The following is a 13,994-nucleotide window of genomic DNA, read 5'->3' as shown; positions in this document are numbered from 1 at the left end:
CCCGACGGAGAACATCACCATGAGCAAGCGGAACACCCAGGCGGCGAAGACGGCGGCCCGTGAGCGGCTGCGCATCGAGCGCGAGCGCGAGGCCAAGCGGGCGAAGGCGAAGCGGCAGATCATCGTCGCCGCCTCCATCGTCGGCGTCCTCGCGATAGCCGGCGGCATCGGTTACGCGGTCGTCCAGGCCAACAAGCCCACCTACTGGGAGGCCCAGAAGGACGCCAAGGTCATCGCCCCGGCCAACACCACGGGAGCCAAGGGCACCACGGTCGTCATCGGCAAGGACTCGGCCAAGAAGACCCTGAAGATCTACGAGGACCCGCGCTGCCCGGTGTGCGCCCAGTTCGAGCAGACCGTCGGTCCGACCGTGAAGAAGGACATCGACGACGGCAAGTACAAGATGCAGTTCATCGGCGCCACCTTCATCGACAACAAGGACAACGGCGAGGGCTCCAAGAACGCGCTGAGCGCCCTGGGTGCCGCGCTGAACGTCAGCGACCAGGCGTTCCTCGACTACAAGGCCGCGCTGTACTCGGCGAAGTACCACCCGGAGGAGACGACCGACAAGTTCAAGGACGACAGCTACCTGATCAAGGTCGCGAACACCGTCCCGGAGCTGAAGGGCAACAAGAAGTTCCAGGACGCGGTGGAGAAGGGCACCTACGACGCCTGGGCGATGGCCATGTCGAAGACCTTCGACGACAACAAGGACGGCGTGCAGGGCACCCCGGGCTTCGTCATGGACGGCAAGCAGCTCACCGCCGACAACCAGGGCACGCCGCTGATGACGGTGGCCGACTTCAACAGGGTGGTGGGCGAGGCCCTCAAGAAGTGACGGCGGGTCGGGGACCGGCCGGCATGTGAAGAGCGGGCGAACTTCCTTCAGTTCGCCCGCTCCGGCGCATACCGACCAGTAACCTGATCGCTCGTGACCAGTCGATACAGATCATCGAACACGTCCGAGGGCCTCAACTCCCTCACCCCGCGCCGCCGTACGGTCGTCAAGGCCGCGGCGGCGTCCGCTGTCCTGGCCGGGCCGCTGGCAGGGACCCTGCCCGCGCGCGCCGTCGACCAGGCTCCCGCCTTCCTGCACGGCGTCGCCTCCGGTGACCCCCTGCCGGACGGCATCCTGCTGTGGACCCGCGTGACGCCCGTCCCGGAGGCGATACCCGGCTCCGGGCTCGGCCCGGACACCGAGGTGAGCTGGGTCGTCGCCAAGGACAGGGCGTTCACGACCGTCGTCGCCAAGGGCTCCACCACCGCGACGGCCGCCTCCGACCACACCGTGAAGGCCGACATCCGCGGCCTGGAACCGGCCACCGACTACTGGTTCCGCTTCTCCGCCGGGGGCACCGACTCCCCCGCCGCCCGCACCCGCACGGCTCCGGCGAACGACGCGGCCGTCACGAACCTCCGCTTCGGCGTGGTCTCCTGCGCCAACTGGGAAGCCGGCTACTTCGCCCCGTACCGCCACCTCGCCGCCCGAGGCGACCTGGACGCCTGGCTGCACCTCGGCGACTACATCTACGAGTACGGCACCGGCGAGTACGGCACCCGCGGCACGGTCGTCCGCCCGCACGCCCCGGCCCACGAGATCGTCTCCCTCGCCGACTACCGCGTCCGGCACGGGCGTTACAAGACGGACCCCGACCTCCAGGCCCTGCACGCGGCGGCCCCGGTCGTGGCGATCTGGGACGACCACGAGTTCGCCAACGACGCCTGGTCGGGCGGCGCCGAGAACCACACCGAGGGCGCCGAGGGCGCCTGGTCCACCCGCCAGGCCGCAGCCAAGCAGGCCTACTTCGAGTGGATGCCGGTGCGCCCGGCGATCGCGGGCACCACCTACCGCCGGCTGCGCTTCGGCAAGCTGGCCGACCTCTCGCTGCTGGACCTGCGCTCCTTCCGCTCGCAGCAGGTCAAGGTCGGCAACGGCGAGGTCGACGACCCGGACCGCACGCTCACCGGCCGCACCCAGCTCGACTGGCTCAAGGCGGGCCTGAAGGCGTCCGACACCACCTGGCGGCTGGTCGGCAACTCGGTGATGGTCTCGCCGTTCGCCATCGGCTCGCTCTCCGCCGATCTGCTGAAGCCGCTGGCCAAGCTGCTGGGCCTGCCGCAGGAGGGCCTCGCCCTCAACACCGACCAGTGGGACGGCTACACCGACGACCGCCGCGAACTCCTCGCCCATCTGCGCGCGAACGCGATACGCAACACGGTCTTTCTCACCGGCGACATCCACATGGCCTGGGCCAACGACGTACCGGTGGACGCCGGTACGTACCCGCTGTCCCCGTCGGCCGCCACGGAGTTCGTCGTCACCTCGGTCACCTCCGACAACCTCGACGACCTCGTCAAGGTCCCTCAGGGCACGGTCTCCGCGGTCGCCGCACCCGTGATCCGCGCCGCCAACCGGCACGTCCACTGGGTCGACACCGACCGCCACGGCTTCGGCGTCCTGGACATCACGGCCGAGCGCGCGCAGATGGACTACTACGTGATCTCCGACCGCGCGCGGCGCGACGCGAGCGCCACGTGGTCCCGCTCGTACCGCACGCGCAGCGGCACGCAGAAGATCGAGCGCGTCTACGACGCCGTGTGAGCCCCGGGTAACCGCCGGCTACAAGCTGTCGAGGAAGCCGAGCGCCACCCGCCAGGTGGCCTCGGCGGCCTCCTCGTCGTAGTCCGGCAGGTCGGGGTCGGTGTAGAGGTGACCCGCACCCGCGTACCGGTACACCTCGACGTCCGCGCCGGTCCGGCCCATCTGGAGGTACCAGGCGCTGAGCCAGTCGTCCGTCTCGAACGGGTCGGGCTCCGCCACGTGCAGCTGGACCGGCAGCTCGTCCACCGTGACGCCCGGCGCGATGTCCGACGTGCCGTGCAGGAGCAGCAGCCCGCGCGCCTTGTCGTCGCCGAGGGCGAGGGTCTGGGCGATGGAGGCGCCGAGCGAGAACCCGGCGTACACCAGCCCGCGCTCCGAGTAAGGCGCGGTGGCCAGCACGGCCCGCTTCAGCAGCTCGTCCTTGCCGATCTTCTCCTTGTGCTCCATGCCCTCCTCGACCGAGTCGAACGTGCGTCCCTCGAAGAGGTCGGGCGTCCACACCTCGTGTCCGGCCGCGCGCAGCCGGTCGGCGGCCTGGAGCACCGCGGGCCGCAGCCCATGCGTCGAGTGAAAGAGCATGATGTTCATGAGGCCATGGTGCCAGCCGGGTGTGACAGGCCGGGATGACGGCACTACCCAGGACGCCGCCGAAGTCACATGTTCATGTGCCCCGCGAGCCGGTTAGGTTCGGGGGCATGGAAAACCTGCTGCGACCGCTGATCGTGGTCGGTGGCTCGGTCGTGCTCACGCTGGTGATCGGCTGGGCCACCGACTTCCTGCTGCGCAAGGCCGACGAACGGCACCACGAGACCCCGCTGTGGGGGCTGCTCCGCCGCGGCCGCATCCCCTACCAGCTCGTGCTCCTCGCGGCCCTGCTGAGAGGGGCGTACGACGAGGCACAGCTGCTGGAGAGCCGTAGGGAGGGCATCGGCCAGGCGCTGACCCTGGTGCTGATCGGGTCGACCGCCTGGCTGGTGATCCGTATCGCGTCGGCGATCGTCGAGACGTCGTACAGCCGGTACGCCCATTCCCGGGCCCAGCGGGACCCGGCCAGGGTCCGCCGGGTGCGCACCCAGGTGACGCTGATCATGCGGGTGGTGTCGGCGATCGTCGGCGTGGTGGCGGCGGCGAGCATGCTGCTGACGTTCCCGGCGTTCCGCGCCGCGGGTGCCTCGCTGCTGGCCTCGGCCGGCATCCTCGGCATCGTCGCCGGTGTCGCCGCGCAGTCCACGCTGAGCAACATGTTCGCGGGGTTCCAGATCGCCTTCGGCGACATGGTGCGCATCGGGGACACCGTCGTCGTGGACGGCGAGTGGGGCACGGTCGAGGAGATCACCCTGACGTTCCTGACCGTGCGCACCTGGGACGAGCGGCGGATCACCATGCCGGTGTCGTACTTCACGTCCAAGCCGTTCGAGAACTGGTCGCGCGGCACGCCGCAGATGACCGGCACCGTGTTCTGGCACGTCGACCACACGGCCCCCGTGGAGGCGATGCGCGAGAAGCTCCGCGACATCCTGCGCCAGTGCCCGGCCTGGGACGGCCGCGCCTACGACCTGTCCGTCACGGACACCACCCCGAACACCATGCAGGTGCGGGCCCTGGTGACCGCCAAGGACGCGGACGACATCTGGACGGTGCGGGTCGCGGTCCGCGAGCAGATGGTCCGCTGGCTGACCGAGGAGCACCCCTACGCCCTGCCCCGGGTCAACACGGCGGACGCGATCCCGCCCCCGTCCCGCAACGGCCACCGCCCGCCCCAGGACGGCGTCCCGCACCAGCAACGCCGCTACCACGGCTCTGCGAGGCCGGAGCGCTGAGAGTGAGTTGAGGCAGAGGGGGTCCTGAAATCCCGTCAGCCGCCAACGGCGAATGTCCCCACGGGAAACCAGGACCCCTCGACCGACAGCTACGGGCGGCGCGCGGGCGGGGAACAAACCAAACAACAACCCCCACCCACCGAAAGCCGAAAGGTCACCGCATGGACCGCACATCAAGGTGCCGCAGCACCCGGTCCACCACCTCGGGATCCGCCCCCGGCTCACGCCGCGCCGCCAGCACCTCATGCCGCGCAGCGCTCAGCATCTCCTGCTGGATCCGCCGCACCCGCTTCAGCCGCCGGGCCCGCTCCCGATAGGCCTCGCGCCGCTCGTCCTCGGCCACCGCGGGACTGATCCGCACCGCGATGTCGAACGCCCGCCGCACCATCTGCTCGGACAGCTCCTCCGGCAGCTCCTCGACCTCCTCGATCTCCTGGAGCCTGCGCTTGGCCGCCTTGGCCGCCCGGATCGCCAGCGTCTTCGCGAACTCCTTCTCGACATCCGTGTCAGCCCGGACCCCCAGCCGCCGCACCAGCCACGGCAAGGTCAGCCCCTGCACCACCAGCGTCACCACGATCACCCCGAACGCGATGAAGATGATCTCGTCCCGGCTGGGGAACGGCGCCCCCGCGTCGGTCTCCAGCGGAATGGCCAGCACCAGCGCGACCGAGGCCACCCCCCGCATCCCCGACCACCACATCACCACGGTCTCGCGCCAGCTCACCGGGATGTCCTCGTCGTAGTCCCGCCGCGCGTGCAGCCGCTTCGTCAGCCAGGTCGCCGGCAGCAGCCACAACAGCCGTACGAACACGACCACGCAGACGACCACCGCCGCCCAGCCGAGCAGCTCGCCCCACCGGCCGGACGCCGTGTGGATCGCGTTGTGCAGCTCCAGCCCCACCAGCCCGAACGCCACGCCGGTGACGAGCGTGTCGACGATGTTCCAGAACGTGTGCCCGGCCAGCCGCGTCATGACGTCGTCGGCGTCGGAACCGTACTCCGCGAGGAACAGCGCGGTGGTGAGCACGGCGAGCACTCCGGACCCGTGCATCTCCTCGGCCAGGACGTACGAGGCGTACGGCACCAGCAGGGTCAGCCCGATCTGGAGGGTCGCGTCCCCAAGCAGTTCCATCAGCTTGTTCGCGCCCCAGCCCAGCGCGAGGCCCACGGCCACCGCCACCACGGCCGACAGCACGAGATCGAGCCCGGCCTTCCAGGGCGAGAACGTCCCGCTGACGGCGGCGGCGATCGCCACGTGGTAGAGGACGATGGCCGTCACGTCGTTGAACAGCCCCTCGCCCTCCAGGATCGACACCAGCCGGCGCGGCAGCCCCAGTTGCCCGGCGACGGCGGTCGCGGCGACCGGGTCCGGCGGCGCGACCAGCGCGCCGAGCGCGAACGCCGCCGCCAGCGGCAGGCCCGGCACGATCGCGTTGGCCGCGGCGGCCACACAGGCCATGGTGACGAACACCAGCGCCACGGCCAGCAGGAAGATCGGCCTCTTGTTCGCCGCGAACTGCCGCCAGGACGTGCGCCGCACCGCGGCGTACAGCAGCGGCGGCAACAGCAGCGGCAGGATCAGGTCCGGCGGGATCTGGACGTTCGGCACGAAGTCGAGCAGTGCGAGGACTATGCCCAGCAGCGTCATCAGCACCGGCGCGGGCACGCTGAACCGGTCCCCGACCGGAACGCTGATCACGGCCCCGAGCAGCAGCACGAACAGCAGGGCCAACTGATCCACGGTCAGCGCTCCGGAAGGTCAAACGTTCACACGACTGACCTCAAGCCTGCCACGCAACTCTCGGCACAAACCGTTTCGGCCCCTTTTCATGGCGGGCCGAAGCGAACACCGCATGCCCTCTAGACCGAACGCCGCATCCCCTGGTGCGCAATGCCCGCCTCCAAGTACTCCGGCCCGTACGGCTGGTAGCCGAGCCGCTCGTAGAAGCCCAGCGCGTGCGTCTGCGCGTGCAGGTCCACGGCCGTGAGACCCCGTTCGCGCGCCGCCTCCTCGATGGCCCGTACGAGGGCGACGCCGACACCGAGTCCGCGCGCGTGGGCGGCCACGGCGAGCCGGCCGAGGGAGCCCACGGACGGGTCGGCTCCGGTCTTCGCCACGGCCGCCTCCCCGAGCAGCAGCCGCCCCGTTCCGAGCGGCACGCCGTCCTCCCGGACCGCCAGCACATGGACGGCTTCCGCGTCGTACGCGTCGTACTCGATGTCCTCCGGCACGCCCTGTTCGCCGACGAACACCTCCTTGCGCACCGCGAAACACGCCTCACGGTCGGCCGGTTCCTCGGCGACCCGCACCACGTACGACGGCGCCGGCCTCCCGCTCATGCGTACGTCTCCTCCTGGACCTGGTCCAAGGCCTTCTGCAGGTCCTCCGGGTAGTCGCAGGCGAACTCCACCCACTGCCCGTCCCCGGGGTGCTCGAAGCCGAGCCGCACCGCGTGCAGCCACTGGCGGGTCAGGTGGAGCCGCTTGGCGAGCGTCGGGTCGGCCCCGTACGTCAGGTCGCCCACGCAGGGGTGCCGGTGGGCGGCCATGTGGACGCGGATCTGGTGCGTGCGGCCGGTCTCCAGCTTCACGTCGAGCAGGGACGCCGCGCGGAAGGCCTCGATCAGGTCGTAGTGCGTGACGGACGGCTTGCCCTCGGCGGTGACCGCCCACTTGTAGTCGTGCTGCGGGTGGCGGCCGATAGGCGCGTCGATGGTGCCGCTGGTCGGGTCGGGGTGGCCCTGGACGAGCGTGTGGTACCGCTTGTCGACCGTGCGCTCCTTGAACTGGCGCTTGAGCGACGTGTACGCGTATTCCGACTTGGCGACCACCATCAGTCCGGACGTGCCGACGTCGAGCCGGTGCACGATGCCCTGGCGCTCGGCGGCCCCCGAGGTCGAGATGCGGTACCCGGCGGCGGCCAGGCCCCCGATGACGGTCGGGCCGGTCCAGCCCGGCGACGGGTGCGCGGCCACGCCCACCGGCTTGACGATCACGACCACGTCATCGTCGTCATGCACGATCTCCATGCCCTCGACCGGCTCGGCCACCACCTGCACCGGCGCGGGCGCCTGCGGCATCTCGACCTCCAGCCAGGCGCCGCCGTGCACGCGCTCCGACTTGCCGACCACCGATCCGTCGACCGTGACCTTCCCCGCGGCGGCGAGCTCGGCCGCCTTGGTCCGGGAGAAGCCGAACATGCGGGAGATGGCGGCGTCGACGCGCTCGCCCTCCAGGCCGTCGGGCACGGGCAGGGTACGGATCTCGGGAATCGTGCTCACCCGTCGAGTATGCCGGACGGGTGAGACAGCCCCGTACCGACCTGTGGACAACCCCGCGCGGGCTCAGTCCTTGTGGACGGTCCCGTCGGGATCGAGCCCCTTGAACGACAGCAGCACGATCAGGATGCCGCCGCACACGATCGCCGAGTCGGCCAGGTTGAAGACGGCGAAGTGCTTGGGCGCGATGAAGTCCACGACCGCGCCCTCGAAGACACCCGGCGCCCGGAAGATCCGGTCGGTGAGGTTGCCCAGCGCACCGCCGAGCAGCAGGCCGAGCGCGATCGCCCAGGGCAGGCTGTAGAGCTTGCGGGCGAGCCGGGCGATCACCACGATCACCGCCGCCGCGATCATGGTGAAGATCACCGTGAAGGCCTCGCCGAAGCCGAAGGCCGCGCCCGCGTTGCGGATCGCCTCGAACTTCAGCCAGTCCCCGATGATCTCGATGGGCGGGTGGTGCTCCAGCTTGGCCACCACGATCATCTTGCTGATCAGGTCGAGCGCGTAGGCGAACGTGGCGACCGCGAACAGGACCGCGATCCTGCGCTTGCCCCGGGGCCGCCCGGCCGCCGCCGGCTCATCCGCACCGGACGCCGCGGCGGCCGCCGCCCCGTCGGGCCGCTCCCGCCCGTTACCGGCCGCGTCCGGTGTGTCCGGCGTACCGATGATGCGCTCCGCCTCTGCCACGTGAGTCCCTCAACCTAGGTGCCTGACTGAGGACGAGGGTACGTCAACCCCGGGCGTCCCACGTGGTCAGGAGCCATTCGGCGGCGGTCAGTATCGGCGCTCCTGCTTCTGCTTGCACTCCACGCACAGGGTGGCCCGCGGGAAGGCCTGCATGCGGGCCTTGCCGATGGGGTTGCCGCAGTTCTCGCACAGGCCATAGGTACCGGCGTCGAGGCGCTCCAGGGCGCGCTCGGTCTGGACGAGCATCTCGCGCGCGTTGGCGGCCAGCGCCAGCTCGTGCTCGCGCGTGATGTTCTTGCTGCCGGTGTCCGCCTCGTCGTGGCCGGCGCCGTCCCCGGAGTCCCGCATCAGACCGGCGAGCGACCGCTCCGACGACTCGAGCTCCTCACGCAGCCGGGTCTCCTCGGACGTCAGCTCGGCACGCGCCTCCTCGACCTCCGCCTCCGTCCAGGGGTCCTCGCCCGGGCGAACCGCGAGCTCACCGGGCTCCGCCGCTGCCGCCCGTGCCTTCGGGACAGCGGTCTTGGCCGCCGTCGCCGTGCCAGGAGTCTTCTTCGCAACCACGGTCGTCGCTCCCGTCTGCTGCGCGGCCTCGGCCGCACCCGCCTTCTTGGCCGTGCTGCTCCCGGCCGTGTCCTGTGTGACCGCTCCGGTCCGGGCAGAGCCCTTCCCGACAGCGCCCTTCGTGGTGGTGCTCTCGCCTCCGGCGCGAACGCCCTCGGCCTCGACGCCCTTCTTAGCGGCACCGGCCTTGGCGGCCTTCGCCCTCTTGACAGCGGCCTCCTTCACCGCCGCCTCCTCGGCCGCCGCCTTCCTGGCCGAGGCCTTCTCGACCGCAGCCTTCTTGCCCACGGTCTTCTTCCCCACCGCCTCCTCGGCCACCGCCTTCTTGACCGGGCTCTTCTTGGCCGGGGCCTTCTTGGCCCCGCCCTTGGCCGCGGTCTCCTCGGCCGCCGCTTTCCTGGCCGGGGCCTTCTCGGCCGCGACCTTGGCTGCCGTCTTCTCAGCCACCGTCTCCTCGACAGCCGTCTCCTTGGCCGAGCCTCTCCCGGCCGCGGCCTTGCCTGCCGCCTTCTTGTCTGCCGTCTTCCGGGCCACCGCCTCCTTGGCAGCCGCCTTCCCTGCCGGGGCCTTCTCGACCTCAGCCTCGGCTGCCGCCTTCTTGCCTGCCGCCGTCTTGCCCGCAGCAGTCCTGCCCGCCGTCTTCCTGGCCGCCGCCTTCTTGGCCGGAGCCATGTCGACCTCAGCCTCGGCTGCCGCCTTCTTGCCCGCAGCCGTCTTGCCCGCAGCAGTCCTGCCCGCCGTCTTCCCGGCCGCCGCCTTCTTGGCCGGAGCCATGTCGACCTCAGCCTCGGCTGCCGCCTTCTTGCCCGCAGCCGTCTTGCCCGCCGTCTTCCCGGCCGCCGCCTTCTTTGCAGCCGCCTTCCCTGCCGGAGCCTTCCCAGCCGTCGCCTTCTCAGCCGGAGGCCTCGCCGCGGACTTCCTGGTCACGGCCTTCCCGGCCTTGGCCACCGCTTCCTCGGCCACGGCCTTCTTGGCCGTCACTTTCTTGACGGCCGACTTCGTCTTCTCGACCGCCGCCTTCGTCCCCTCGGTCGCTTTCTCTGCAGCCCCCTTCGCCGCCCGCCCCGCCGGGCCCCCCTGCGTGGTCTTCTTCCCGCCCACGTCCTTGGCCGCACCGCCGGAGGCCTCCGCGGACCTGCCGGACGCCGGCTGCTGTACGGCGGTCTTCTTCGCCACCATGGCCGCGGCCCCTTCACATATTGTGATCTTGCTCGCGAATCGTTCTGGGACGATAAATCGACTTGAGTCCCGCGGCAACGGGGCACACCGCCCGATTCGCCCGCCTCGCGCACGCCGCGCGGCGAACCTGCATCCGTTGTGCCCAGCTCCTCGCCGGGTAATCCGCCGAGCCGGACGTCCCAGGATCCGAACACCCATACCACTCCATTCAGGTCATCAAACCCATACGTCACCCACAACGGCGCCCCTCGCGGCTCTCTGCCCCCGGCCGCCCCGAAAAGCGGTCGGCCGCTGTCCGTGCGGCGCCGTACACTGGGCGGAGCGAAAAGCGTGGATGGGGACGAGTAGCGGCGTACGCAGCCCAGAGCGACCCGGGGACGGTGGAAGCCCGGGGGCGAGCGCGACGCGAAGATCACCCCGGAGCCGCCGGAAGAAAACCGCCGCCGAGTGCGGCGGCCAGTAGAACCGGCATCGCGACCCAAATGAGGGGGCTCACCGACGCACACCCCGCGCCGGAGGGCCAAGGAGGGTGGTACCGCGGGAGCGCGCCGAAGGCGGCGCAGGCAGACGTAGCTCTCGTCCCTCCGGACGGAAGGCAGCAAGTCCGCCGGAGGAAGCCCGCTGATGACATCGCCGACGTACCGCCAGGTGCCCGCCCAGGTCGACCTGCCCGCCCTCGAGCACGCCGTGCTCGACTTCTGGCGCGAGCAGAAGATCTTCACCAAGAGCCTGGAGCAGTCCGAGGGCCGCCCTGAATGGGTGTTCTACGAGGGCCCGCCCACCGCCAACGGCATGCCCGGTGCCCACCACATCGAGGCCCGCGTCTTCAAGGACGTCTTCCCCCGCTTCCGCACCATGCGCGGCTACCACGTGGCCCGCAAGGCCGGCTGGGACTGCCACGGCCTCCCGGTGGAGCTCGCCGTGGAGAAGGAGCTCGGCTTCTCGGGCAAGCAGGACATCGAGGCGTACGGCATCGCCGAGTTCAACGCGAAGTGCCGCGAGTCGGTGACCCGGCACACAGACGCCTTCGAAGAGCTCACGACCCGCATGGGCTACTGGACCGACCTCACCGAGCCGTACCGCACGATGGACCCCGAGTACATCGAGTCGGTCTGGTGGTCGCTCAAGGAGATCTTCAACAAGGGCCTGCTGGCCCAGGACCACCGCGTCGCCCCCTGGTGCCCCCGCTGCGGCACGGGCCTGTCGGACCACGAGCTGGCGCAGGGCTACGAGACGGTCGTCGACCCGTCGGTCTTCGTCCGCTTCCCGCTCACCTCCGGCCCGCTGGCCGGCGAGGCCGCGCTCCTGGTGTGGACGACCACGCCCTGGACGCTGGTCTCCAACACCGCGGTCGCCGCGCACCCCGAGGTCACCTACGTCGTCGCGACGAACGGCGAGGAGAAGCTGGTCGTCGCCGAGCCGCTCCTCGCCAAGGCCCTCGGCGAGGGCTGGGAGACCACCGGCCAGACGTTCACTGGCGCCGAGATGGAGCGCTGGACGTACCAGCGCCCGTTCGAGCTCGTCGAGTTCCCGGAGCCGGCGCACTTCGTCGTCAACGCCGAGTACGTCACCACCGAGGACGGTACGGGTCTGGTCCACCAGTCCCCCGCCTTCGGTGAGGACGACCTCAAGGTCTGCCGCGCCTACGGCCTCCCGGTCGTGAACCCGGTCCGCCCGGACGGCACCTTCGAGGAGGACGTCCCCCTCGTCGGCGGCGTCTTCTTCAAGAAGGCGGACGAGAAACTCACCGAGGACCTCCAGCAGCGCGGCCTGCTCTTCAAGCACATCCCGTACGAGCACAGCTACCCGCACTGCTGGCGCTGCCACACCGCGCTGCTCTACTACGCGCAGCCCTCCTGGTACATCCGCACCACGGAGGTCAAGGACCGCCTCCTCGCGGAGAACGAGAACACCAACTGGTTCCCGGACACGGTCAAGAACGGCCGGTACGGCGACTGGCTGAACAACAACATCGACTGGGCGCTGTCCCGCAACCGCTACTGGGGCACCCCGCTGCCGATCTGGCGCTGCGAGGACGACCACCTCACCTGCGTCGGCTCCCTCACCGAGCTGACCGAGCTGACCGGCACCGACCAGTCGGGCCTGGACCCGCACCGCCCGTTCATCGACGAGGTCACCTTCGCCTGCCCGCAGGGCGGCTGCGGCAAGACGGCCACGCGCGTGCCCGAGGTCATCGACGCCTGGTACGACTCGGGTTCGATGCCGTTCGCGCAGTGGGGCTACCCGTACAAGAACAAGGAGCTGTTCGAGGCCCGTTACCCGGCGCAGTTCATCTGCGAGGCGATCGACCAGACCCGCGGCTGGTTCTACACGCTGATGGCGGTCGGCACGCTGGTCTTCGACAAGTCCTCGTACGAGAACGTGGTCTGCCTCGGCCACATCCTCGCCGAGGACGGCCGCAAGATGTCCAAGCACCTGGGCAACACCCTGGAGCCGATCCCGCTCATGGACCGGCACGGCGCGGACGCGGTCCGCTGGTTCATGGCCGCCGGCGGCTCCCCCTGGGCGGCGCGGCGCGTGGGCCACGGCACGATCCAGGAGGTCGTCCGCAAGACGCTCCTCACGTACTGGAACACGGTCGCCTTCCAGGCCCTGTACGCCCGCACCTCGGGCTGGGCCCCGTCCGAGGCCGACCCGGCCCCGGCGGACCGCCCGGTCCTGGACCGCTGGCTGCTGTCCGAACTGCACGCGCTCACCGACCAGGTCACCCAGGCCCTCGACACCTACGACACCCAGCGCGCCGGCAGGCTGCTGTCCGCGTTCGTCGACGACCTGTCGAACTGGTACGTGCGCCGCTCCCGCCGCCGCTTCTGGCAGGGCGACAAGGCCGCGCTGCGCACGCTGCACGAGGTCGTCGAGACGGTGACGCAGCTGATGGCCCCGCTGACCCCGTTCATCACCGAGCGGGTGTGGCAGGACCTGATCGTTCCGGTCACCCCGGGTGCCCCGGAGTCGGTCCACCTGTCGTCCTGGCCCGAGGCGGACCTCACCGCCATCGACCCGGAGCTGTCGAAGCAGATGGTGCTGGTGCGCCGGCTCGTGGAGCTGGGCCGTGCCACGCGCGCGGAGTCGGGCGTCAAGACCCGGCAGCCGCTGTCCCGCGCCCTGATCGCGGCAACGGGCTTCGAGACGCTGGACTCCGAACTGCGCACGCAGATCACGGAGGAGCTGAACGTCGAGTCCCTGGCGACGCTGAGCGAGGTCGGCGGCTCCCTGGTGGACACCACGGCGAAGGCCAACTTCCGCGCCCTTGGCAGGCGGTTCGGCAAGCGCGTCCAGGACGTGGCCAAGGCCGTCGCGAACGCGGACGCGGCCGCGCTGTCCCTGGCCCTGCGCGAGGGCACGGCGTCGGTGGAGGTCGACGGCGAGACCATCACGCTGGCTCCCGACGAGGTGATCATCACGGAGACGCCGCGCGAGGGCTGGTCCGTGGCGTCCGACGCGGGCGCGACGGTCGCCCTGGACCTGGAGATCACGGAGGAGCTCCGCCGCGCGGGCCTGGCCCGTGACGCGATCCGCCTGATCCAGGAGGCCCGCAAGAACAGCGGCCTCGACGTGGCCGACCGCATCGCACTGCGCTGGACCGCCACGGACCCGGCGACGGTCGCGGCCCTCACCGAGCACGCCGGCCTGATCGCCGACGAGGTCCTGGCGACGGCCTTCGTGAATGAGCACAGCGCCGAGGGCGACGCGGACGACGGCTACGGGAACCCGTTCACGGACGAGGGACTGACGCTGACGTTCCGCCTGCGCAAGGCGTAACCCACAGGGGGTAGCCACGGACCGAAGGCCGGGTCCCGCCAAAAATCTTGGCGGGACCGGGCCTTCGGCGTTGTGTGCGCA

General features: G+C 70.6%; 10 protein-coding genes. 4 read left to right on the top strand and 6 right to left on the bottom strand.

What is annotated here, in order from left to right:
* The first annotated feature begins 19 nt into the window (after positions 1–19).
* Both ACIBL4_RS14845 and ACIBL4_RS14840 read left to right on the top strand, forming a co-directional pair.
* The gene (locus tag ACIBL4_RS14845) at positions 20–838 is read left to right on the top strand and encodes a DsbA family protein (RefSeq protein ID WP_399409918.1); all 819 of its coding nucleotides are present in this window, start codon (positions 20–22) and stop codon (positions 836–838) included.
* Positions 839–931: 93 nt separating this feature from the next.
* The gene (locus ACIBL4_RS14840; RefSeq protein WP_399409916.1) at positions 932–2,602 is read left to right on the top strand and encodes an alkaline phosphatase D family protein; all 1,671 of its coding nucleotides are present in this window, start codon (positions 932–934) and stop codon (positions 2,600–2,602) included.
* An 18-nt stretch (positions 2,603–2,620) separates the two neighbouring features.
* Here ACIBL4_RS14840 and ACIBL4_RS14835 read toward each other — a convergent pair whose 3' ends face one another.
* Positions 2,621–3,190: a dienelactone hydrolase family protein gene (locus ACIBL4_RS14835; protein WP_399409914.1), complete on the bottom strand. Its 570-nt coding sequence runs from the start codon at positions 3,188–3,190 to the stop codon at positions 2,621–2,623.
* 107 nt (positions 3,191–3,297) lie between these two features.
* Here ACIBL4_RS14835 and ACIBL4_RS14830 point away from each other — a divergent pair, with 107 nt between their 5' ends.
* Positions 3,298–4,422, top strand: a complete 1,125-nt coding sequence (locus ACIBL4_RS14830; protein WP_399409912.1) for a mechanosensitive ion channel family protein — start codon at positions 3,298–3,300, stop codon at positions 4,420–4,422.
* A gap of 154 nt (positions 4,423–4,576) precedes the next feature.
* Here the strand turns inward: ACIBL4_RS14830 and ACIBL4_RS14825 are convergent, their stop codons facing one another.
* From ACIBL4_RS14825 to ACIBL4_RS14805, 5 genes are all read right to left on the bottom strand, one after another.
* Positions 4,577–6,163 carry a Na+/H+ antiporter gene (locus ACIBL4_RS14825; RefSeq protein ID WP_399409910.1) on the bottom strand — a complete coding sequence of 529 codons (1,587 nt, stop codon included), beginning with the start codon at positions 6,161–6,163 and terminating at the stop codon, positions 4,577–4,579.
* A gap of 119 nt (positions 6,164–6,282) precedes the next feature.
* Positions 6,283–6,762, bottom strand: a complete 480-nt coding sequence (locus tag ACIBL4_RS14820) for a GNAT family N-acetyltransferase (protein ID WP_399409908.1) — start codon at positions 6,760–6,762, stop codon at positions 6,283–6,285.
* Positions 6,759–7,703, bottom strand: a complete 945-nt coding sequence (locus ACIBL4_RS14815) for an RluA family pseudouridine synthase (protein WP_399409906.1) — start codon at positions 7,701–7,703, stop codon at positions 6,759–6,761. Before ACIBL4_RS14815 ends, ACIBL4_RS14820 begins: the two co-directional genes overlap by 4 nt.
* Before the next feature lie 63 nt (positions 7,704–7,766).
* On the bottom strand, positions 7,767–8,387 hold the full coding sequence (lspA, locus tag ACIBL4_RS14810) for a signal peptidase II (RefSeq protein ID WP_399409904.1): 621 nt from the start codon (positions 8,385–8,387) through the stop codon (positions 7,767–7,769).
* Positions 8,388–8,474: 87 nt separating this feature from the next.
* Complete coding sequence (locus tag ACIBL4_RS14805; RefSeq protein WP_399410578.1) at positions 8,475–9,623, bottom strand: TraR/DksA C4-type zinc finger protein; 1,149 nt, start codon at positions 9,621–9,623, stop codon at positions 8,475–8,477.
* A gap of 1,131 nt (positions 9,624–10,754) precedes the next feature.
* On the opposite strand from ACIBL4_RS14805, the gene ileS reads away from it, so the two are divergent.
* Complete coding sequence (gene ileS / locus ACIBL4_RS14800) at positions 10,755–13,913, top strand: isoleucine--tRNA ligase (protein WP_399409902.1); 3,159 nt, start codon at positions 10,755–10,757, stop codon at positions 13,911–13,913.
* Positions 13,914–13,994: the final 81 nt, after the last annotated feature.

The organism is Streptomyces sp. NPDC050416 (assembly GCF_044458845.1).
GTDB lineage: Bacteria > Actinomycetota > Actinomycetes > Streptomycetales > Streptomycetaceae > Streptomyces.
This window is presented reverse-complemented; position numbering and strand designations above follow the sequence as displayed.